A 22495-nucleotide genomic window follows, 5' to 3' on the forward strand; every position below is an offset into this window, starting at 1 on the left:
AGTGTGTGGCGCGTATCGCGGCGGCGTCCCCTCGCTCTCGGGCTGTGGGAGCAGCGGCGCCGCATGGGCCGCCAGCCGCGCGGCAGCGGCCACCGAGAGCACGGCGGCGCCCACCGGAGACCCGGCCCTGAGTGCGGCACCGGGCTGGACCGGCGAGGAGGCCTGGACCGGCGACGAAGGCTGGACCGGTCGTGACCAGCGCGGACCGGCCGCCGGCGGGCCCGACTGGGATGCCGTGCCGGACGAGCCATCGACCGGTCGGCACCGGCGAAGCTGACCGGTCGCGCGACAGCATGCGGCGGCAGATGGTCTGGAAAGCGATATACCTCAGAGGTATATCTATGACTCTGCGGTATGTCGACGGGGAGCGACACCAGCCCGACGGCGTCCGGTCGCGCTCAGCCGAGCATGTCAGGGGACGCGGGTCTGGAGCACGCCGTCGCGGATCCGCGTGGGCAGGATCTGCTGGTCGTTGCCGGAGGGCCCCAGTACGACCTCGCCGCCGTTGAGCCGGAACGCGCTGCCGTGCCACGGGCAGACCACGCACGCGTGGCCGTCGATCTCCTGGACCTCGCCCTCGCCGAGCGGCCCGCTCTGGTGGGGGCAGCGCTCCAGCATGACGGTGACCTCGTCGCCGTGGCGGTAGAGGATCACCGAGACGTCGTCCACCTCGCGGGTCACCAGCGTGCGCTGCGGCAGGGCCGACATGTCGACAAGCGAGTGCCAACCGTCGCTCATCCGGCGCAGCTCGGAGATGCTCTGGTTGACCTGCGCCCCCTGCTTGTACGCCAGGTGCCCGCCGATGTAGGCCCCGAGGCTCGCGGCGGACAGCCCGAGGAAGCCGAGAGCGCGGCCCATACCGTGCCGGCCGGAGAGCCGTGCCGCCAGCGAGCCGGCGTAGAAGGTCAGGCCGATGCCGTTCGCGGCGGCGTGCACCAGGCCGACGCGCCGCTGGTCGGGGGCGAGCGCCACCCAGTCGTTCAGGCCGGCGATCGCCGCCGGCACGGCGCTGACGGTGCCCAGCCCGACCAGCGCGGTGGCAGCCCGGCGCTGCCCGGGCATGAGGTCCAGCACCGCCGCGCTGATCCAGGAGCCCACCGGCACCTGCACCATCGCCGGGTGCAGGGGATGGCCCAGCGGCACCCCGTGCAGGAGGTCGCGTAACCGCCGTGGACGCAGCGTGCCCAGCACCACCCGTTGCAGCCGGTCACCCACCCGGTCCAGCCGGGACGCCTGCTCGATCTTCGTCAGGATCTCTCGCACGAGGACCGACTTCCCGGCGAACGCCGTCGCAAACCGGTCGGCGGTGACGGACCTGTAGCAACGTGTGCGGATGCTCCGGTGGGTGCGCTCCGGCGCTCCGCCAGGCACCATGGGCCGATGGGTGTACGGGTGGAGCGCGCCGGGCCGGTGACGACGGTGATCCTGGACCGCCCGGCGGCCCGCAACGCGGTCGACGGGCCGACCGCGCGGGCACTCGCGGACGCCTTTCGCTCGTTCGACGCCGACCCGGACGCGGCGGTGGCCGTGCTCTGGGGTGCCGGCGGCACGTTCTGCGCGGGCGCCGACCTCAAGGCGATCGGCACGGCCAGCGGCAATCGGGTCGAGCCGGAGGGAGACGGCCCGATGGGTCCGACCCGCATGGCGCTGAGCAAGCCGGTGATCGCGGCGATCTCCGGGTACGCGGTGGCCGGCGGCCTGGAGCTGGCACTCTGGTGCGACCTGCGGGTCGCCGAGTCCGACGCCACGCTCGGGGTGTTCTGCCGACGCTGGGGAGTGCCGCTGATCGACGGCGGGACGGTCCGGCTGCCCCGGCTGATCGGTGAGAGCCGTGCCCTGGACCTGATCCTCACCGGGCGGGCGGTGCCCGCCGACGAGGCGTACACCATGGGGTTGGTCAACCGGGTGGTGCCGCCGGGCCGGGCGCGGGCGGCGGCCGAGGAGCTGGCCGCGGCGATCGCCCGGCATCCGCAGACCTGCCTGCGCAACGACCGGGCGGCCGTGCTGGCCGGCGCCGGACGGCCCGAGGCGGAGGCGCTGGCGACCGAGCTGGCGTACGGGATGGATTCGCTGGCCACCGACGCGGCGGCCGGGGCGGCCCGGTTCGCCGCCGGCGAGGGCCGGCACGGCGCGATGCCGCCGGGAGGGTGAACCTCCCGGCGGCATCCGGTACGGCCTGACTCAGTTGCGGTTGATGGTGAAGGTCGAGGTGGTGTTGCGGATGTCCACCGCGTTGTTGCTCAACCGCAGGTTGTTGAAGGTCACCGACCCGACGGCCGGCCCCTGCCCGGACTCGGGCATCTCGTTGACCCAGATGCCGAAGCCGGACTTCGCGTCGTAGGCGTCACCGCTCTTGCGGGCGCCGCTGATCGAGATGTTGGTGAAGACCGTGTCGGTGACCGGGAACTGCGGCTGCCCACCGACGTAGTTGGTCTGGAACATGATGCCGCTGTAGGTCGGATCGACGATGTCCACGTCGCTGACCCGGATGCCCTGGAACACCTTCGAGGCGGAGAAGACCCAGATCGCCGGGAAGGTCTGCGCGCCCCAGAAATGCCCACCGGCCCGCACGATCGAGATGTTCTCGAAACGGGTCGGCGGGCTCGCGCCGAAGCCGTTCATCGGGTAGCCGAAGTCGAGCGAGCTGATGGTGATGCCGGAGTAGACGAGCGTGTCCGCGATGTAGATGTTGCGGAACGTGTTGCCGTAGCCGCCGTAGACGGCCACACCGGCGGCCCGCCAGGTCAGGGTCGAGGTCAGGTTCTCGTAGATGTTGTCCCGCATGTCCGCGCCGCCCGCGTCGATCGCCGAGAACAGCGCGAAGCTGTCATCGCCGGTGGCCCGGGCGTCGTTGTTGCTGACCAGGTTGTTGGTGCTGCCGTTGGTCATGTTGATGCCGTCGGCGAACAGGTTGCGGATCCGCGAGTTCTTGATCGTCATGTAGTCGGTGTTGGCGCCCCAGTAGAGGCAGACCTGGTGCTCGGCCCAGATGTTGTCGATCACGATGTTCGACACGTTGGCGAAGTCGAACACCTTGCCCGGCCCGTCGATGCGCGAGGTGTAGTTGCCGAAGTAGGCGAAGTTCGCGAACGACGATCCGGCCGCCGAGTTCTCGGCCCGGAAGCCGATGTCGGTGTTCTCCTGGCCCGAGGGGGCGTTGAACCGGGTGTACCAGGGCCCGGCGCCGGTCACCTTGACCGCCTTGCCGTACACCTGGAACTTCGACGAGGTGGAGTAGTTGCCGGCGGGCAGGTACACCCCGATCAGGTTGCCGGTGGTGTCCATCCGCACCCGGTCCAGGGCGTTCTGCACGTCCTGGTGGGTGAAGCCGGCCGGCGTCGCGTAGCGGGCCGAGTCCGGGTTCGCGATCGGCGAGACCTGCTCGGTGTTGATGAAGTCGATCGCGTACGTGGTGGTGTTGGCCGCGTCCTTCTGGAGGCGGATCTTGCTGCCGGCCGGCACGGTCGAGTTGAGCATGACGTTGGCTTCGTCGTAGATGTGCCGCGGTCCGCCCGCGCTCGGCGAGTTGCCCGGGCTGGTCTCGTTGCCGTACAGCCAGGCGTAGCGGGACGTCAGGTCGATGGCCTTGTGGAACGTGCCGTTGACGTAGACGTTCAGCGTGGAGTTGATGCCCCCGCCGCCCGACGCGTCGGGGATGGAGAAGCGGGTGACCAGCGTGTTGGTGCTGGCCCGGGTGGTGAACTCGACGTAGCTGCCGGTCGAGTTGAGCGTCACCGCACGCCGGCCGGACGCCTCACCGGCCACGTCGCCGACGGTCCGGTTCGGGCCCACCACTGCCGCGCCGCCGCCGACCACGCCGTCCTCGGCCTCGTACATGTCGTACGGCATGTTGGCGCCGCGCCCGACGAAGAGCGGACGGTCGCTGGTGTTGTTGCCCTGCTTGACCGGCAGTTCGTTGCTGTCGGCGGCGAGCACGACCCGGACGGTGTACTTGCCGTTCGCGGCCGTCCAGGTGCCCAGGTCGACCGGGCCGACGGTGGCCCCGGCGTTGATCACCCCGGAGTACGAGCCGGTGAGGGTACGCACCACCGTGCCCGATTCGTTGAGCACGGTGAGCGTGATGCCGTGCGACCCGGACGCGGAGGCCACGCTGCCGGCGTTGCGGATCGACACGGAGAAGGTGACCGTGCTGCCGGCCGACGGGTTGCCCGGCGACCAGGCCACCGCCGAGGCGACCAGGTCACTCGTGGCGACCGGGCTCACCACCAGCGGGCTCGGGTTGGAGTAGCTGTTGTTGGTGTCGTCGGACTCGACGACGGTGTTGGACTCGTCGACCTTCGCGCTGAGCGGGTAGCTGCCCGCGTCGCGGGTGCCGATGCTGGCGCTGACCGTGGTCGAGGCGCCGGCCGCGAGGCCGCCGACCGACGCGGTGCCGACCCGGGTGGAGCCCAGGTAGAAGTTGACGTCGGTGGCGCCGGAGGCCGCCGAGCCGGCGTTGCGCACGGTGGCCGAGAGCGTGATGGTGCTGGTCTCCACGGGCGCGGACGGGCTGACCGACATGCCGGTCACGGTGAGGTCCGGGTTCGGCGCGGGGGTGCCGATGACCTGGAACTCGGCCACCTGCCCGGCCGGGGCGCCGGTGTTCGAGGCGATCGAGAGCCGTACGTCGGCGGCAGCCCCGGAGACCGGGATGGTCACCGTGTTGCCGCTGCCCGGGTTGAAGGTGTAGTTCGCCGCGCCGACCAGGGTGGTGAAGGTCGACGAGCCCTGGTCGCGGCCGAGCACTGTGATGTTCTGGGTACGCGTACCCCAGGCGGAGTCCGGGTTGAGCTTCAGCACGACCTGGCTGAGGCTGGCGTTCGCGCCGAGCTGCACGGTCAGCGTGCTCGGGTTGCCGTTGCCCTCCCAGTAGGTGGTCACGTTGTTGTCGTTGGCGTTGGTCGCCACGAACGTGTGCACGTACCCGGAGGCGGTGATCGGCTTGCCGACCGCCAGGTTGGTGCCGGTGGGAGGGTTGCCGGTGCCGGTGCGGGTCACCGTGTTGCTGTTCGCCGACTGGTTGCCGGCCGCGTCCCTGGCCCGCACGTAGTACGAGACCGTGGCGGTGTCCGGCTGGCTGTCGGTGTACGTCAGCGTCGAGCCGCTGACGCTGCCGCGCAGCGCGCCACCCGCGTAGACGTCGTACCCGGTCACGCCGACGTTGTCCGTGGACGCGGACCAGGCGAGCCGGATCTGACCACTGGCGGGCTGGGTGTAGGCCAGGTTGCCGGGGGCGCTGGGGGCCTGGGTGTCGGTGCTGCCGCTGGCGCCGTACACCTCGACCTCGGAGAACTGGGCGGCCGGCCAGCCGGTGTTGCCGGTGACCTGCACCCGTACGTAGCGGGTGCTGGCCGCGGTGAAGCTGACGGTCGCGGTGTTGCCGGTGCCCGGGTCGAACGTGTAGCCGCCGGACGCCTTCAGGGTGGTGAAGGTCGAGCCGTTGGTGGAGCCGAGGATCGACAGCGTCTGGGTGCGGGTCTGCCAGTCCGACGAGGGCGGCAGCTTGAGCACCACCCGGTCCACGTTGACGGTGGCGCCGAGGTCGGCCTGGATCCACTGCGGGAACGCGTTGTTGGCGCTCTCCCAGTAGGTCGACGCGTTGCCGTCGTTGGCGTTGCCCGCGACGTAGTTCTGGTTGTAGCTGCTGGCGCTCATGCTGGCGGAGAGCCCGGCGAGCAGGGCCGCGCGGGCGGACCCGGCCGGGGCCGGAGCCGGCTTCGCCGCCGGGGCCGCGGTCGCCGGGGTGAGGGCGGGGACGGCGGCGAGGAGCAGTCCGGCGAGCGCGCCGGCGAACAGCCGCCGGCCGGCCGGCAGTCGGCCGGCTCGGTCGGCTCGGGGGACGGGACCGGGCGAGCCGGCACGCGGGGTGCCTCGGGTGGGGCCGTTTCTGGACATGGGTGGCTACACCTCTTTCGGGGGTGGTGTGGGTGCGTTGCCCGGTGACGGGTGCAGGGGTACGCCCGTCGTGCCGCGACAGGTGGGGGACGGTGCGGTGCGGGACGGGTGCGGGCGGGCCGGCGCCGCGCTGCGCCGGGCTCCCGACCGGTGGCCCCCGCCCTGCTCGGACGGGGGCCGTCGGCCTAGCTGGAGTAGACCTCGAACTCGCTGAGCTGGCCGGCGGGCCAGCCGGTGTTGCCGGTGACGGTCAGCCGCAGGTACCGCTGGCTGGTCGCCGTGAAGGTCACGGTGACCGTGTTGCCGCTGGCCGGGTTGAACGTGTAGCCGGCGGACGCCTTCAGGGTGGTGAACGACGAGCCGGTGGTGGAGCCGAGCACCGACAGCGTCTGCGTACGGGTCTGCCATGCCGACGACGGCGGCAGCTTCAGCACGACCCGGGACACCGAACGGGTGGCGCCCAGGTCCACCGTCAGCGACTGCGGGAAGGCGTTGTTGGCGCTCTCCCAGTAGGTGTTGGCGTTGCCGTCCACCGCGTTGGGAGCGGCGTACACGTCGGAGTGGCTGGTTTCGGTGATCGACCGTCCGGCCGCGAGGTTGCCACTGGGCGGGGGCGTCGTCGGCGGGGCGGTGGTCGGTGGGGCCGTCGTCGGTGCTGCGGTGGTGGGCGGCGGCGTGGTGGCGGTGCCGCCGTACACCTCGACCTCGCTGAGCTGGGCGGCCGGCCAGCCCGTGTTGCCGGTGACGGTGACCCGGATGTAGCGGCGGTCACCGGAGGGCAGCCCGATCGACACGGTGTTGCCCGTGCCCGGGTCGAAGACCCGACCGGCGGACGACGCCAGGGTGCTGTACGACGAGCCGTCGGTGGAGCCGAGCACCGACAGCGTCTCGGTGCGCTGCTCCCAGCCGGCGGGCAGCTTGAGCACCACCCGGTCGACCGAGCGGGCCGCGCCCAGGTCCACCGTCAGCGACTGCGGGAAGGCGTTGTTGGCGCTCTCCCAGTAGGTGGCCGCGTTGCCGTCCACGGCGTTGCCCGCCGTGTAGCTCTGGTTGGTGCTGGTCGCGGTCGTCGACCGGTTCAGCGCCAGGTTCCCGCCGGTGGGCGGCGGCGTGGTCGGGGGCGGCGTGGTCGGCGGTGCGGTGGTGGGCGGCGCGGTGGTGGGCGGCGCGGTGGTGGGGCCGGTGGTCGGCGGGGTGCTGGGGCCGCCACCCCACTGCGGCTCCGGCCACGGGCCGCAGTACGGGGTCGACGTGTACCAGCCCGAGTTGCCGGAGCCCTGGGTGATCTGGAAGCCGCCGCCCACGCAGTTGTGCATCGGGTTGCTCTGCGCGATGTTGGTGGCGCGCACGTTGGTGAACGACACCTGGCTGGGCGCCTGCACCTGGAGCGCGTACGTGCCGGCGCCGTCGATCCGTACGTTGTTGAGGTTGATCCCGCTGGTCTGGCCCTCGATCCAGTGCAGCGCGGCGTACGAGCTGTCCAGGATGTCGGTGTCGGTGATGTTGATGGTGGCCTGCTGGAACGCCTCGTTGAGGGCGGAGAACCAGATCGCCCCGACGCCGAAGTTCCAGTTGTAGTCCGAGTTGCCGTTGCGGATCAGCGTGTTCCGGGCGATCGTCCAGGTGCCCCGGACCGCGGTGTCGCCCTGCACACCGGGGTAGCGGTTGGCGACGTGGATGCCACCGCCGTTGGTCAGCGAGTCGGCCGTCACGTTGTCGGTGATTGTGATGTCCCGACCGCCGTAGCTGACCAGGTGGTTGGCCAGCAGCGTCACGCCGATGGTGTTGTGCGTGAACGAGTTGTTGACGTTCGGCACGCTCTGCGCCCACATCGCCAGGGCATCGTCGCCGGTGTTGCGGACGAACGTGTTGGTCACCGTCGAGTTGGTGACGCCGGTGTGGAAGTTCACGCCGTCGGCGGTCTGGTCCAGGATCCGGCTGTTGCGGATGGTGAAGTTGTCCATCGGGCCGTCCATCCACGCCCCGACCTTGGTGTTCTCCAGCCACAGGTTGTCCACCACCGAGTTGGTCATCGCCCCGCCCAGGGCGTTGACCTGGTCCTCGTCCACCCGCTCGCGGATGTCGCCGATGATGGCGAAGTCCCGCAGGGTGACGTTGCGGCTCGGTCCGCCGGCCTCGTGCGCCCGGATCTCCCCGGTGTAGCCGCCGCCGGGGACGTACTTGCCGTAGATGCCGGCGGCCCGCTTGCGGTCGGTGGGGTGCCGCCCGCCGAGCACCGAATACCACGGGCCGGCGCCACGCAGGGTCACCCCATCGACCACCACGTGATCCCAGAGGGTGAACGTGCCGGTCGGGATCCAGACGGCCCGGCCCTGGGCCTTTCCGGCGTCGACAGCGGCCTGGAACTTCGCGGTCGAGTCCGTCGCGCCGCTCGGGTCGGCGCCGAAGTCGGTGACCACGTCGAGCACACCGGAGGGCTTGCTGATCGCCGGGGCGACCAGCTCGAAGTCCGCCAGGTCGATCGTGAAGGAGGGCGACTGGGCGGTCGAGGAGACCTGCAACCGGATCTTCGTACCGGCCGGGTAGGTGGTGCCGAACATCGCCCGGGTCTCGTCGTAGAAGTGGTGCGGGTTCGTGTCGCCCGGGTTGTTGTTGAACGGGTAGCCGCCGTAGTACCAGCCGTACCGCGATGTCACCGGCACCGACTTCAGCAGGGTGCCGTTGGCCCGCAGGTCGAGGGCCGCGTCCCGGCCGGTGCCGGCCGGGCTGTCCGGCAGGCTGTGCCGGAAGGTGACCGCGTTGGCCGGGGCGGTGAGCGTGAACTCGACGTACTCGCCGACGGAGTCGAGGGTGACCGCCTCGCGGCCGGACGCCTCCGACGGCAGCGTGCCGTAGCGCCGGTCCGGGCCGATCCTCGTGCCGTTGGAGGCAGCCTTCTCCGCCTCCTGCTCGATGAACGGGACGGTCGCGCCACGGCCCGAGATGTCGAAGGGGGACAACCCGGCCGCCGAAGCCGGGGTGGCGGTGCCGGTGACCGCGAGGGCGGTCACCGTGGTGGCGGCGAGCAGGGTGGCGGCGATCGCGGCCAGCCCGACGCGCGCCGGGTGTCGGAGGTGGTGCGGGGTGGCGGTGGTGTGGTTGGCCATGAGCTGTGCTCTCCCTCTCGTCAGGCAGGCCAGGTCCCCCGTTTCGGTGCGGCGTGGCGGTTTCTCCCCCCTCGTTCCTCCTTCCTCGGTCGTGGTGTGCGGGTGGGTGGTGCCGGCGGCCGGGACGGGACCGCCGGCACCACGTCGGTCGGATCAGGTCAGGGCGGCGGCGTCCGCGCGCGGTCCGTCCACCGCTTCGGGGGTACGCAGCCAGACGGCGGTGTCCGACGGCAGCAGACCGTCGTCGAGGGGGCCACTGGCCAGCAACAGCTCCCCGTCGGCGGGCAGCGGCACCGCCGAGTCGGTGAGGTTGACCAGGCAGCGGAAGCCACCGCCACGGCTGAACACCAGCACCCCGTCCGGGGCGGGCAGCCACGTCAGCTCACCGTCGCCGAGCGCCGCCTCGGCCCGCCGGATGTGGATCGCCGCCCGGTACAGCTCCAGCATCGAGGCCGCGTCGCCGGTCTGCGCCAGCGCCGTCCGGTCCTTCCAGTCGGCCGGCTGGGGCAGCCAGGGCGCCGCCGCCCCGTCCGGGCTGAACCCGAACGGCGGCTCGTCACCGGCCCACGGCAGCGGCACGCGGCAGCCGTCGCGACCGGGGTCGATCCGACCGGAGCGTTCCCACATCGGGTCCTGCCGCAGCGCGTACGGGATGTCCTCGACCTCCCAGAGCCCCAGCTCCTCGCCCTGGTAGACGTAGGCGGCGCCGGGCAGCGACAGCGACAGCAGCGCGGCGGCCCGCGCCCGGCGGGTGCCGAGCTCCAGGTCGGTGGGGATCCCCTCGCGCTTGGCCGCGAAGCTGAACGTGGTGTCCGCCCGGCCGTAGCGGGTGACGTGCCGCGTCACGTCGTGGTTGGACAGCACCCAGGTGGCCGGTGCGCCGACCGGCGCGTGCGCGCTCAGCGTCCCGTCGATGCTCTCGCGCAGCGCGGACGCGTCCCAGGCGCAGCCGAGGAAGTCGAAGTTGAACGCCGCGTGCAGCTCGTCGGGGCGCAGGTAGTTGGCGAACCGCTGCCGGTCCGGCAGCCACACCTCACCGATCAGCGCGCGATCGGCGTAGGAGTCGGCGACCCGCCGCCAGCCCCGGTAGATGTCGTGCACGCCGTCGAGGTCGTGGAACGGGTGCTGGTGGTCCGGTCGGACCTCCGGCAGCGTCCCGTCCTTCACCAGCAGACCGGCGGAGTCGATCCGGATGCCGTCGACACCCCGGTCGAACCAGAACCGCAGGATGTCCTCGAATTCGGCCCGCACCCGGGGGTGGTCCCAGTTCAAATCCGGCTGCTGGGGGGCGAACAGGTGCAGGTACCAGTCGCCGGGCGTGCCGTCCGGGTTGGTGGTGCGGGTCCAGGTCTCGCCGCCGAACTCGCCGATCCAGTCGGTGGGCCGCTGGTCACCGTTCGGGCCGCGACCGGGACGGAACCAGAACAGGTCCCGCTCGGGCGCTCCCGGGCCGCCGGCCAGCGCGGCCTGGAACCACGGGTGCGCGTCGGAGCAGTGGTTGGGCACCACGTCGACGATCGTCCGGATGCCGAGGTCGTGCGCCTCCGCGATCAGCGCCTCCACCTCGGCGAGCGTGCCGAAGACCGGATCGATGTCGCGGTAGTCGGACACGTCGTACCCGGCGTCGGCCATCGGGGACGGGTACCAGGGGCTGAACCAGATCGCGTCGACGCCGAGCGCGGACAGGTGGTTCAGCCGGGACCGGATGCCGGCGATGTCACCGATGCCGTCGCCGTTGCCGTCGGCGAAGCTCCGGGGATACACCTGGTAGATCACGGCTCCACGCCACCACGGACTTTTGTCAGCTGTGGACACGAGCACCTGCTTTCTGCGTCAGTACGTCGGCGGGTTCGCCGGAGGGAGATATGTGTCGGGACGAACGGTCGTTGTTCGCCGCGCGGGTGAATGCGGTCGTGGGCTATCCCTTGATGCCGCCCGTGGTCAGGCCGGACATGATGTTCCGTTGGAAGATCAGGAAGATGATGACAGTCGGGATGGCGGCGATGACCGACGCGGCGATCACCACGTTCATCGGCGTACCGCCCGCGAAGGTGTAGATGCCGACGCTGACCGTCCGGGTCTCGGGCGACGGCATGACCAGTTTCGGCCAGAGGAAGTCCTTCCAGACCGCGGTCACGGCGAAGATCGAGACGACGCCGAGGATGGGACGCGACAGCGGCAGGATGATCGACCAGAGCGTGCGCAGCGACGTCGCCCCGTCCATCAGGGCGGCGGCCATCAGCTCCTCCGGGATCGAGTCGAAGAACCGCTTCAGCAGGAAGATGTTGAACGCGTTCGCGACCATCGGCAGCCAGATCGCGAACGGTGAGTCGAGCAGGTTGATGTGCAGGATCGGCAGGTCGAGCACCGTCACGTACTGCGGAACGATGAGGACCATCGCCGGGATCATCAGGGTGCCCAGCATCAGGGCGAGGATCGCGTTGCCGAAGATCGGCCGGAGCTTCGACAGGGAGTACGCGGCGGCGCTGTCGAAGACGAGTTGGAACAGCACCGCCCCGATGGCGTAGTAAAAGGTGTTGAACAGCAGCTTGGCGAGGGCGAGGTTGTTCCACGCGTCGATGTAGTTCTGCGGCTGCGGGTCCTTCGGGAACAGCGACGGCGGGGTCTGCGCGATCTCCTGGCCGGACTTGAGCGCGCCGGTGACCATCCAGTAGAGGGGCCCGAGGAAGACGAGCGTGAAGCCCGCGACGACGACCACGAGCAGCGTCCAGTAGATGACCTTGCCGCGCCCCCGGCTCAACTGGGAGTGGGAGATGAGGGTCCGGGTACCGGAATCCTGTGCCATTGGGCGCCGTCCTAGTCCTGTTTCGCAGTCAGTCGCACGTACACGGCGGAGAAGCCGGCCAGCACCACGAGCATGATCACGCCCAGCGCGGCGGCGCCGTTGAGATCGTTCTGGAAGAACCCGTGCTGGTAGATGAGGTACGCCACCGACGTCGCGGAATCCTCCGCGCCCGCGCCGTTGGCGAGGATCAGTGGCTCGATGAAGAGCTGCATCGTGGCGACGATCTGCAGCATCGCCAGGAGCGCGAGGATCAGCCGGGTCTGCGGGATCGTCACGTGGCGGATCCGCCCCCAGATCCCGGCGCCGTCGAGCTCCGCCGCCTCGTACAGCTCACCGGGAATGTTCTGCAACGACGCCAGGTAGATCAGGACGGCGCCACCCATGTTCATCCAGGTGGACGCGATCACCATGGCCGGCATCGTCATCGCCGGCGACTGCATCCACTGCGACGTGGGCAGGTGCAGCGCCGTGAGGATCGCGTTGAACAACCCCGCCTCGCTGGGGTCGTACGCGTAGAACTTGAAGAGGAACAGCGCCGAGGCCGGCGGCAGCATGACCGGCAGGTAGACCAGGACCCGCAGGTAACCCTTGGCGTGGCGGAACTCGTTGAGCAGGATCGCCACGAAGAACGGCACCGCGTACCCGAGCACGAGCGCGAGCACAGTGAAGTAGAGCGTGTTCTTCCAGGCGGGCCAGAAGCTGGGGTCGGCGATGAGGCGGGAGTAGTTGTCCCAGCCCACCCAGGTCGTCTCGCCGCGCCTGGTCCGCTGGAAGCTCATGACGATGCCGCGGATCATCGGGTACCAGGAGAAGACCACGAAGCAGAGCACGGCGCCGATCAGGAACGCGTGCCCGGCGAGGTTGTCCCGTACCTTGCGGCCGAGGCTCGTGCGCTGCGGCCCTGTCGCGTACGGCGACATCGGGCGACCCGGTTTCCTGGGGGCCTGGGGGACGGCGGTGATCGCCAAGGCAACTCCTGCGGAAGTCAGTGACGCGGACGGTGCGGCGCGGGGTGTGGGGGCCGGTGGACCGACCCCCACACCTGCCGGTCAGCTCTCGGCGGCCAGGAGCTGGTTGACCTTCTCTTCGGCCGTCTTCAGCAGCGCGTCGATGTTCGCGTTCGGGTTCGTCAGCACCCCGGACATCGCGGCGTCGAGGACCGCGTAGATCGCCTGCGCGTTGCGCGGCTCACCCTTGATCGGCACCGGGGTCGCCTCGAAGATGGCGAAGTTCGCGGTGTCGACGTTCGCGTTCGCCTTGCGCAGCTCGAGTTCCTGCTTCTGCGCCTCGCTGCCGTTGGCGAACAGCAGCGGCTGGGGCAGACCCACCGGGTAGTTCTGCGGCTTGGCCCGGACGTAGTCGAACTGGCCCTTGCCGGGCGTGAGCTTCTGGTAGGCGATCCACTTCAGACCGGCCTTGACCTGCTCGGGAGAGAGGTCCTTCTTGAAGAAGTAGCCCTCGCCGCCGCCGAGCGTGCCCTTCGCCAGGCCGTCCTGGCCGGGCAGCGGGGCCATCGCCCAGTCCTGGAACTTGCCCTGGAACTGGCTGACGATCGCCTGGGTGGCGTCCGGGGCGCCGATGAACATGCCGACCTTGCCCGCGCCGGCGTTGGTCAGCAGGTCACCCCACTGGAGCAGCTGGCGGGAGCCCATGCTGTTGTCGCCGTACCGCATGTCCTTGATGTTCTGCAGGACCTGCTTGCCCATCGCGTTGTTGAAGTCGGCCTTCTTGCCGTCCGGGGTCAGCATCTGGCCACCCTGCGAGTAGAGCAGCGAGGTGAAGTGCCAGCCGCCGGTGTTGCCGGCGCTGTACTCGGAGTAGCCGGCGATGCCGTTGCCGAGGGCGGAGATCTTCTTGGCGGCGGCCCGGACGTCGGCCCAGGTCTTGGGCGGGTTGTTGACGTCGAGCCCGGCCTTCTGGAACAGGACCTTGTTGTAGACCAGGCCCATCGAGTAGTTCTTCACCGGGACGGCGTACAGCTTGCCGCCGTCGGTGAAGGCCTCCTTGAGCGCCGGGTCGACGCTGTCCCAGGTGGGGATCGTGTCCTTGTTGACGACACCGGTGATGTCCATCGCCTGACCGGAGTCGAGCACCTGCTGGAGATCGGTCATGTACCCGTAGAACACGTCGGTCACGGTGCCGCCGGCGAGGCGGGCGGTGAAGTCCGGCGGGTTGTTGCACTGCTCGCCGACGCTCACGCTCTTGACGACGATGTCCGGGTTCTGCTTCTGGAACTCGACGACATCGTCGTTCCAGTTCTTCAACAGCTCTTTCTGTGCGCCGACCGGCTGGCAGTCGACCGTGATGGTGACCTTGCCGCCGGCGGTCGTGCCCTTGTCGTCGCTCTTCGTGGAGCATGCCGTGAGGCTGAACCCCAGGCCGGCCACGAGCGCCAGCGCCGCAGCCCTTCGGTATTGCGGTACGGACATCTGTCCATCCCTTCGGGAACGGGTGTCTCCATGAGGTGCGCTGATCTGCGGTGATGCGACCTGACGCCCTGTAGCTGCGCCGGAGCCAGGTGTGAGTGGAGTCACTGTAACGAGGCCGACTCATTTCAGCAAGGTGTCGACCGTGCTTTGAAAGGACACGACTTCTTGACGACAGAGACCGACAGTCGCTTGTTTTACGCCGGATTTGATCGCTTATGGACGCAAAAAAAGCCGCCGACCGCGATGAGCGGTCGACGGCCGGACGGGGCTGGCGGTCAGTACGGCAGGGGCATCGTCAGCGGCCGGGGGCGGGCGCGGTGGAACCGCGAACCACCAGCTCCGGTTCGAACAGCAGCTCGTCCTGGAGGACGCCGGCGCCCTCGATCTGGGTGACCAGCAGATCCACGGCGGCCTGACCCATCGTCTCGATCGGCTGCCGCACCGTGGTCAGCGGCGGGTCGGTGCAGGTCATGAACGCCGAGTCGTCGTAGCCCACCACCGAGATGTCCGTCGGCACCGCACGACCCAGCCGCCGTGCGGCTCGAATGGTGCCCAGGGCCAGCACGTCGCTGGCGCAGATGATGCCCGTGACGCCACGCTCGACGAGCTTCGTCGCGGCGACCCGCGCCCCCTCCATGGAGAAGCTGGAGCGCTGGACGCACTCAGCGTCGCCCTCGCCCCAGCCCGCAACCTGGACCATCGCGTCCAGCTTGCGGCGGGACGGCACGTGCCCCTCCGGGCCGAGCACCATCCCGATCCGCTCGTGGCCGAGCGAACGCAGATGCCCGTACGCCTGCTCCACCGCCACCGCGTCATCGGTGGAGACGCGCGGAAAGCCCAACTCGTCCACACCGGCGTTGACCAGCACCACCGGAAGGCCCCGATCGGTGAGCCTCCGATAGTGGTCGTGCCGGGCGTCGGCGAGCGCGTACGAACCACCGGCGAAGATCACCCCGGAGACCTGGTGGTCGAGGAGCATCTCCACGTAGTCCATCTCGGACACGCCGCCGATCGTGCGGGCGCAGAGCGCCGGGGTGTAGCCGCGCTGTGCGAGGGAGCCGGTGACGACCTCGGCGAGCGCCGGGAAGATGGGGTTCTGCAGCTCGGGCAGCACCAGCCCGACCAGCCGGGCACGCTCGCCGCGCAGCTTGGTCGGTCGCTCGTAGCCGAGCACGTCCAGCGCGGTCAGCACCGCCGTCCGGGTCGTCTCGGAGACCCCGTCCCGGCCATTGAGCACTCGGCTGACGGTGGCCTCGCTGACGCCCGCCTTCTTGGCAACTTCAGTCAACCGCTTAGTCACGGTCGCAATCGTACGTCACCAGAATGAAAGAAATGAACGGCAATTGAGGCAAAATTTGCGGTCCGACTGTCGCACCGCGCTCGCCAGTCGACAGTCAGATTCTGAGTCACGTCGTCAGGCGCGGACTGGATCGTCGTGAACGCCCGACCGCCGGTTCGACCCGGCGCTGGACGCGCAGCCCGGCTCTTCGGACAAACAGCTCGCGCTTGGCCCTCGCCAACCCCTGCGCGTCGAGCGCATAACCCGTGATCCAGAGCCAGCCGGTGTACGGGTCGACCTCGCCCAGTGACACCAGCCGCAGCAGGAGGGCCCGCTCACCCGTGAACTGCACCGAACAGGCGGCCCCGATCAGCACGACATCTCCCGGACGAGGTGCCGACGTCGTCACCGCTCCTCGCCAGGCCAGTGCCCGCGATTGATCGGGACGCGATGCCTGACTCGGCACGGCAACTCGTTCCCACACCGGCAGACGTTCCGCCACCTGACCCACGACCACACCGGCTTGTGCCGGCGAGCCAGCGTCAGCGCGACCGCCGTCAGGTACTCGGCGTAAGAAACACGTCGGGTCATACGCCTACAGTCGCCACCCCGGACGAATTAGTCAACTGGCAATAGCCAAAAGGAAAGGCTAGGTCGTCTTACGTTCGGGCCATGGACCGAGGGCCGGGTCAGCTCATGGGGCCGTACGAGATCGCCGAACGCCTGGGCGTCTCGCGCCAGCGATTCCAGCAGCTTGCCCGGTATCCCACCTTCCCGAAGCCGTACCAGGAGCTACGAGGGACGAAGGTCTGGTTGGCCGAGGATGTCGAGGCTTGGATCAAGAAGTACCGCCAGCCTCGCCCAACGGAGGACGACACCCCGGGCTGACCGAGTCGAGCGGTCAGCCCCAACGCTCGGCAGCACACAGAGCGGCACGCCACCGTCAGGACAGGTCGCGCAGCGCGTCCTCGATGGCGCGGTGGAAGGTCGGGTACGCGTAGATCATGTGCCGCAGTTGGCTCAGCGGCACGGCCGCGTGCACCGCCACCACCAGCGCCGACAGCACCTCACCACCGGCCGGGCCGACCGACGTCGCGCCGATCAGCACGCCCTGGTCGGCGTCCGCGACGAGCTTGATGAAACCCTCGTCACCGACCTGGTGGATCCAGCCGCGGGTCGAGCTGCCCAGCTTGGTGAACCCGACCTGCACGTTGATGCCGCGCTCGCGGGCCTGCTGCTCGGTCAGCCCGACCGCCCCGACCTCGGGATCGGTGAAGGTCACCCGGGGCAGCGCGCGGTAGTCGGCGCGCGGCACGGTGCCGGCCGACCCACTCGACCCGCTGGCGGCCAGCGAACTGGAAGCGCCCATCGCACCGCCGACGACGCTGGCGGTCCCGCTGGCGTCGGCCCCCGCCGTCGCCCCCCGGGCGTGGGCCAGCAGATCGGCCACGACGATCCCCGCCTGGTACATGGCGATGTGGGTGAACGCCCCCTCGCCCGTCAGGTCGCCCACCGCCCAGACGCCGTCGGTCACGTGCAGCCGGTCGTCCACCGGCAGGTAACGCTGGGTGGCGTCCACACCGACGCTGTCCAGCCCCAACTCCTCCAGGTGCGCCCGGCGGCCGGTCACCACGAGCAGTCGCTCGGCGGTGAACTCCGCCCCACCGCCGCCGTGCAGCGTGAAACGGTCGCCATCGTGCTCGACCCGTTCGGCCCGTACACCGGTGTGGATCTCGACGCCGTCGGCGCGCAACGCGGCGGCGGCCACCTCGGACGCCTCCGGCTCCTCGACGGCCAGCACCCGGTCCAGCGCCTCCACCACCGTGACGCGGACGCCGAAGCGCGCGAAGACCTGAGCCAGTTCCAGCCCGATCGCGCCCCCACCGAGCACCAGCAGCGACTCGGGCAGCTGCTCGACCTCGATCGCCTGGTGGTTGGTCCAGTACGGCGTGTCGGCCAGGCCGTCGATCGGCGGCACCGAGGGCCGGGTGCCGGTGCCCAGGACGACGCCGTGCCGGGCCTGGAACACCTGGTCACCGACCCGGACCCGGGCCGGGCCGTCGAGCCGGCCACTGCCCCGGACGAACCGGCCGCCCTTGCCAGTGAACCGCTCGACCGCGACCGTGTCGTCCCAGCTGTCGGTGGCCTCCTCGCGGATCCGCTTCGCCACCGGCGCCCAGTCCGGCCGGACCTGCGCCGTGCCCGCGAGCCCGTCGACCCGACGCGCCTCGGCCAGCGCGTTCGCGGCCCTGATCATCATCTTGCTCGGGATGCAGCCCCAGTACGGACATTCGCCGCCGACGAGGTCCCGTTCGACGCCGACAACGCTCAGGCCGGCCTCGGCGAGCCGCCCGGCCACCTCCTCGCCGCCGACCCCGAGCCCCACCACGATCACATCCACCAGCTCCGGCTCCGCCATCGAAACAGCATCCCCCAGCGGCCTCACCCCGACCGCAGGGGTCCGGAAAAGTCGGCACGGTCACGCCGTCGGACCGCCTACGGTGATCCGATGCCTGCACGCTTCGACCCCGTCCGGGACTACTTCCACGACCTGCTCGCTTCCGGCCGGGAGTCCGGCGCCAGCCTGACCATCTGGTACGACGGCCAGCCGGTGCTCGACCTGGTCGGCGGGTCCCGGACCACCGACGGGCCGTCCGGCCAACCGTGGCGGCCGGACACGCTGGTCAACGTCTACTCGGTCGGCAAGCCGGTGGCCGCGCTCTGCCTGCTGCTGCTCGTCGACCGGGGGCGGGTCGACCTCGACTCGCCAGTCGAGAGGTACTGGCCGGAGTTCCGCACCCCGGCCACCGTGCGGCAGGTGTTGTCGCACACCGCCGGGCTGCCGGCCTTTCCGGTGCCCCGGCCGGCGGCCGCCATCACCGACTGGGCGCTGCTGGCGGGCGACCTGGCCGCCGCCGACCCCGAGTGGCCGCCCGGGTCGCTGGCCGGAGAGCACGCCTGGACGTACGGCCACCTGGTGGGCGAGCTGGTCCGCCGGGTCGACGGCCGCGGCGTGGGCCGCTTCCTGGCCGACGAGATCGCCGGCCCGTGGCAGCTCGACCTCGGCTTCGGGCTGGCCGAGGCGGATCAGCGGCGCTGCGCGGACCTGCGCTACGGCGACCCACAGTGGCCGAGCCGGCAGCTCGGCGAGCCCGGCTCACTGCGGGCGCGGGCGATGGGCAACCCGGCCGGTGGACTGGACCTCGCCGTGCTGAACAGCCCGCTGTGGCGGGCCGCCGAGATGCCGGCGGTCAACCTGCACGCCACCGCCGCCGGCCTGGCCCGGCTCTACGCCGGCCTGCTGGCCGGTGGCGTCCTGGACGGCGTACGGCTCTTCAGCCCCGGCCTCGTCGACGAGGCCACCCGGGTCCAGTACGACGGGCCGGACCTGGTGCTGGACCGCCGGGCCCGGTGGACGCTGGGTATGCAGTGGGAGCCGGACGGCAGCTGGGGCATGGGCGGGCTCGGTGGCAGCAGCGCCTGGGCCGACCCGGTGCGCGGCTACTGCCTCGCGTACGCCACGGCGCGGCTCGCGGAACACGACCGGGTCGACGAGCTGGCCGAGGCCCTGCACTCGGTGCTCTGACGCGTCGTCGCCTCAGCGCAGCCAGACCGGGTCGGTGCCGGGTACGGAGAGGGGCGGCGGGTAGTCCACCGTGCGGCGGAGGTCGTCGGGCAGCTTCCACGGCTGGTGGATGGCCTTGCCCGGCACCTCCGACAGCTCTGGCACCCAGCGGCGCACGTAGTCGCCGGCCGGGTCGTACCGCTCGGCCTGCCGGACCGGGTTGAACCCCCGGTACGGCTTGGTGTCGTTGCCTGTGCCGGCGACCCACTGCCAGTTGCCCGAGTTGTTGGCCACGTCCCCGTCGAGCAGCCAGCGGAAGAAGACCCCGACACCGGCCCGCCAGTCCTGCCCCAGGTGCTTGGTCAGGTAGCCGGCGGTGATCAGCCGCGCCCGGTTGTGCTGCCAACCCTGCGCCCGCATCTGCCGCATCCCGGCGTCCACGATCGGCATTCCGGTCCGCCCCTCGGCCCAGGCCGACAGGGCGTCATCGTCGTAGCGCCACTCTTCGGTGGCACCCCGCCGGTAGGCGGCCGTCGAGATCTCCGGAAACGCGGCGGTGACCTGGTAATAGAAGTCGCGCCAGCAGACCTGCCGGACGAAGGGCCCGGACCGGTCGCCGGCACGGTTGGCCACCGACAGCGGGGACAGGCAGCCGAAGCGCAGGTACGGGCTGAGTCGGGAGGTGTCGTCGCCGGCCATGTCGTCGTGCTGGTCGTCGTACCGGCCCAGCTCGGGCAGCCAGTCGGTGAGCCGCTGTCGGGCGAGCCGCTCGCCGCCGACGGCCGCGTCCGGTGACTCCCCGGCCGGCGGGGCCGGCACCCGACCCACGCGCACCCCGTCGGGCAGCGTGATCCGGCGGGGTGCGGCCAACTCCTCGCGCCACCGCGCGGACGCCCACGCCCGGTGGTACGGGCTGAACACCCGGTAGTGGTCGCCGCCGCCGCCGGGGCGCAACGCACCCGGCTCGACGACCGTCAGCCCCGGAAAGAGCCGCAGGCGCAGCCGGTGCCGCTCGCACTCGGCGCGCAGTCGCCGCTCCCGCCGACGGGCGTAGCGGCTGACGTCGGCGGAGAGTGCCACGGCGGTGGCGCCGACCTGGCCGGCCAACCGGATCGTCTCGGCCACCGGGTCGCCGCGCCGCACCACCAGGTCACCGCCGCGCTCGCGCAGCGCGTCGCGCAGGTCGGCGAGCGCCTGGTGCAGGAACCGGGTGCGGTTGGCCGACAAGCCGGCCAGAGCCGGGTCGAGCACGTACAGCGGCACCACCCGGTCGAACGCCGCGCAGGTGGTGGCCAGCGCCGGGTGGTCGTGCACCCGCAGGTCGCGGGTGAAGAGCACGATCGCGGTGCCCGCCGTCATCGGGCCGCCGGCTGGACCGTCGGCCCGGGGATCGTGACCGGGGTACCCGTCGGGGTGAGCAGAGCGCGGGCGGCCACCGCCATCCGCCGCCGCTGCGGCACCAGGGCCCGGCGGGTGAAGACGTCGTAGTCCTGCGCGGCAACCTCGTCGAGGATGCCGCCATAGAGGGCGTACGCGGTGCGCATGCACGCCTGCGACGCCGGCGCGAGCATGGTGATGCCGGGCGCGGCGGCGGCATAGTGCGCCTGCGCCCGGGTCACCTCGTACTCGATCAGCTCGCGCGTCCGGGGCGTTCCGCGCCCGCGGGCGCTGGCCTCGGCCAGGTCCTCGCGGGTGACGCCGAACTTCGCCAGGTCCTCGTCGGGCAGGTAGGTGCGACCCCGGTCGAGGTCCTCGGCGACGTCGCGGATGAAGTTGGTGAGCTGGAAGGCGAAGCCGAGCTGCCGAGCCGGCTCACGGGCGGCCGCCGGATCGGTGCTGCCCAGGATCGGCAGCATCATGGTGCCGATCACCGCCGCCGAGCCCTCCATGTAGTCGAGCAGGTGGTCGTACGTCGCGTACGAGGTGACGGTCAGGTCCATCGCCATGCTCGTCAGAAACGACGCAAAGTCGTCCCGGTCGAGATCGAAGATGGCGATCGTGTGCAGCACGGCCGGCAGCAGCGGGTCGTCGACCGGCGCACCGTGCAGACCGGCCACGAACCGGCTGGCCCAGTCGTCGAGCCGGGCGGCCCGCTCGGCCGGTGGCAGGTCCTCGGTGCGGTCGACGATCTCGTCGGCGTACCGCGTGAATCCGTAGAGGGCGTGCACATGTCGTCGTTTCCACGCGGGGAGCAACCGGGTGGCGAGATAGTAGGTACGCCCGTGCCGTTTGTGCAGCTCACGACACCGGTCATAGGCAGCGGTGAGATTCGTGTCCACCGGCCCTCCTCAATTATCGACGCACCAATCGACGCAACTCGTACCCTAGGGTACGCTCGCCACCATGGCCAACGACGCAGTAGCGGGCAACGCGACCCGTGTGGCGCCGACAGGGCCGGGCGACAGGGACGATCCGGTCCGCGCCGTCCTGGCCGCGTACACCCAGGACCTGATCACGGCGGTCGACGAGACCCTCTCCACCTTCCTCACCGCCGAGGTCGACGCACTCACCGAGATCGACGCGGCCATGGGCGGCTTCGCGTCCGCCGCCCGCGAAGCCGTGCTGGCCGGCGGCAAGCGGATCCGGTCCACGTTCGCCTACTGGGGCTGGCGCGGGGCGGTCGGCGGCACCGAGCCCCTCCCACCGGTCCTGCCCGCGCTGGCCTCCCTCGAACTGCTGCACACCTTCGCGCTGGTACACGACGACGTGATGGACGCCTCCACCACCCGCCGCGGCCGGCCCACCGCACACGTCGCGCTCGCCGCGCAGCACGTCGCCGCCGGCCACCGGGGCGACCCCGACCGGTTCGGCGAGGCGGCCGCCGTGCTCATCGGCGACCTCTGCATGGTCTGGGCCGACAAGCTGCTGGCTCGCGCCACCATCACCCCGGCCCGACTGTTCGAGGTCCGCCGCTGCTACGACCAGATGCGCGTCGAGACGGTTGCCGGGCAGTACCTGGACGTGCTCGGCGAGAACGACCCGAGCAACTGGTCGGTCGACCGGGCACTGCGCGTGGCCCGCTACAAGACCGCCAGCTACACGGTGCAGCGACCGCTGCTCTTCGGCGCCTGCCTGGCCGGGGTGACCGCCGACGCCGCGCTGGTCACCGCGTACACCCGCTACGGCCTGGCCGTCGGCGAGGCCTTCCAACTCCGCGACGACCTGCTCGGCGTCTACGGCGACCCGGCGGCGACCGGCAAGCCGGCCGGCGACGACCTGCGCACCGGCAAGCCGACCACGCTGCTCATGCTGGCTCGCCAACTGGCCACTCCCCGCCAGCTCCGAGCACTGGAGCAGGCCGACGGCGGGCCGGTCGACCGGCGCGCCGCCCGGGTGGCGCAGACCGGCGCGGTGGGCCGGGGGGAGCGGATTATACCCGCGCGGGGGGGCGGCGCCCAGGCCGCGCTCGACAGG

Annotated in this window: 16 protein-coding genes; 4 read left to right on the forward strand and 12 right to left on the reverse strand. The window is 70.9% G+C overall.

Going from position 1 to position 22495, the window contains the following annotated elements; all coding sequences use genetic code 11:
* Positions 1-411 precede the first annotated feature (411 nt).
* Positions 412-1263 (reverse strand): Rieske 2Fe-2S domain-containing protein, encoded by an 852-nt coding sequence (locus AB0J68_RS06435; RefSeq protein WP_354853571.1) that lies wholly within the window; start codon positions 1261-1263, stop codon positions 412-414.
* 117 nt (positions 1264-1380) lie between these two features.
* Here AB0J68_RS06435 and AB0J68_RS06440 point away from each other — a divergent pair, with 117 nt between their 5' ends.
* Positions 1381-2151: a crotonase/enoyl-CoA hydratase family protein gene (locus tag AB0J68_RS06440; RefSeq protein WP_354853568.1), complete on the forward strand. Its 771-nt coding sequence runs from the start codon at positions 1381-1383 to the stop codon at positions 2149-2151.
* Positions 2152-2181: 30 nt separating this feature from the next.
* Here AB0J68_RS06440 and AB0J68_RS06445 read toward each other — a convergent pair whose 3' ends face one another.
* The 8 genes from AB0J68_RS06445 to AB0J68_RS06480 form a co-directional block, all read right to left on the reverse strand.
* Positions 2182-5895, reverse strand: a complete 3714-nt coding sequence (locus AB0J68_RS06445) for a discoidin domain-containing protein (protein WP_363936602.1) — start codon at positions 5893-5895, stop codon at positions 2182-2184.
* A 185-nt stretch (positions 5896-6080) separates the two neighbouring features.
* A complete protein-coding gene (locus AB0J68_RS06450; protein WP_354853563.1) occupies positions 6081-9002 on the reverse strand; it encodes a discoidin domain-containing protein in 2922 nt (973 codons plus the stop codon).
* A 153-nt stretch (positions 9003-9155) separates the two neighbouring features.
* The gene (locus tag AB0J68_RS06455) at positions 9156-10778 is read right to left on the reverse strand and encodes a glycoside hydrolase family 13 protein (RefSeq protein WP_363936603.1); all 1623 of its coding nucleotides are present in this window, start codon (positions 10776-10778) and stop codon (positions 9156-9158) included.
* A gap of 142 nt (positions 10779-10920) precedes the next feature.
* Entirely contained in the window at positions 10921-11808 is an 888-nt protein-coding gene (locus AB0J68_RS06460) for a carbohydrate ABC transporter permease (RefSeq protein ID WP_355064670.1), read from the reverse strand.
* A gap of 11 nt (positions 11809-11819) precedes the next feature.
* A complete protein-coding gene (locus AB0J68_RS06465) occupies positions 11820-12728 on the reverse strand; it encodes a sugar ABC transporter permease (protein WP_363936607.1) in 909 nt (302 codons plus the stop codon).
* 129 nt (positions 12729-12857) lie between these two features.
* On the reverse strand, positions 12858-14237 hold the full coding sequence (locus AB0J68_RS06470; protein ID WP_363936610.1) for an extracellular solute-binding protein: 1380 nt from the start codon (positions 14235-14237) through the stop codon (positions 12858-12860).
* 295 nt (positions 14238-14532) lie between these two features.
* Positions 14533-15537, reverse strand: coding sequence for a LacI family DNA-binding transcriptional regulator (locus AB0J68_RS06475; protein ID WP_354853550.1), 1005 nt, complete (start codon positions 15535-15537; stop codon positions 14533-14535).
* Positions 15538-15643: 106 nt separating this feature from the next.
* Complete coding sequence (locus AB0J68_RS06480) at positions 15644-15892, reverse strand: hypothetical protein (protein ID WP_354853547.1); 249 nt, start codon at positions 15890-15892, stop codon at positions 15644-15646.
* 296 nt (positions 15893-16188) lie between these two features.
* Here AB0J68_RS06480 and AB0J68_RS06485 point away from each other — a divergent pair, with 296 nt between their 5' ends.
* Positions 16189-16404 (forward strand): hypothetical protein, encoded by a 216-nt coding sequence (locus AB0J68_RS06485; protein ID WP_354853544.1) that lies wholly within the window; start codon positions 16189-16191, stop codon positions 16402-16404.
* Positions 16405-16459: 55 nt separating this feature from the next.
* On the opposite strand, the gene AB0J68_RS06490 is transcribed toward AB0J68_RS06485, so the two are convergent.
* Positions 16460-17935 (reverse strand): FAD-dependent oxidoreductase, encoded by a 1476-nt coding sequence (locus AB0J68_RS06490; protein ID WP_363936614.1) that lies wholly within the window; start codon positions 17933-17935, stop codon positions 16460-16462.
* A 90-nt stretch (positions 17936-18025) separates the two neighbouring features.
* Here AB0J68_RS06490 and AB0J68_RS06495 point away from each other — a divergent pair, with 90 nt between their 5' ends.
* Positions 18026-19102 (forward strand): serine hydrolase domain-containing protein, encoded by a 1077-nt coding sequence (locus AB0J68_RS06495; RefSeq protein WP_363936615.1) that lies wholly within the window; start codon positions 18026-18028, stop codon positions 19100-19102.
* Between the two features lie 12 nt (positions 19103-19114).
* On the opposite strand, the gene AB0J68_RS06500 is transcribed toward AB0J68_RS06495, so the two are convergent.
* Both AB0J68_RS06500 and AB0J68_RS06505 read right to left on the reverse strand, forming a co-directional pair.
* On the reverse strand, positions 19115-20440 hold the full coding sequence (locus AB0J68_RS06500) for a deoxyribodipyrimidine photo-lyase (RefSeq protein WP_363936618.1): 1326 nt from the start codon (positions 20438-20440) through the stop codon (positions 19115-19117).
* Positions 20437-21360 carry a phytoene/squalene synthase family protein gene (locus AB0J68_RS06505; protein ID WP_354853533.1) on the reverse strand — a complete coding sequence of 308 codons (924 nt, stop codon included), beginning with the start codon at positions 21358-21360 and terminating at the stop codon, positions 20437-20439. The genes AB0J68_RS06500 and AB0J68_RS06505 overlap by 4 nt, the downstream gene beginning before the upstream one ends.
* A 64-nt stretch (positions 21361-21424) precedes the next feature.
* Here AB0J68_RS06505 and AB0J68_RS06510 point away from each other — a divergent pair.
* Positions 21425-22495 (forward strand): polyprenyl synthetase family protein (locus AB0J68_RS06510; protein ID WP_363936622.1); only part of this gene is annotated, 1071 nt, incomplete at its 3' end.

This window comes from Micromonospora sp. NPDC049580, from assembly GCF_040675595.1.
In the GTDB taxonomy this organism is placed as follows: domain Bacteria; phylum Actinomycetota; class Actinomycetes; order Mycobacteriales; family Micromonosporaceae; genus Micromonospora.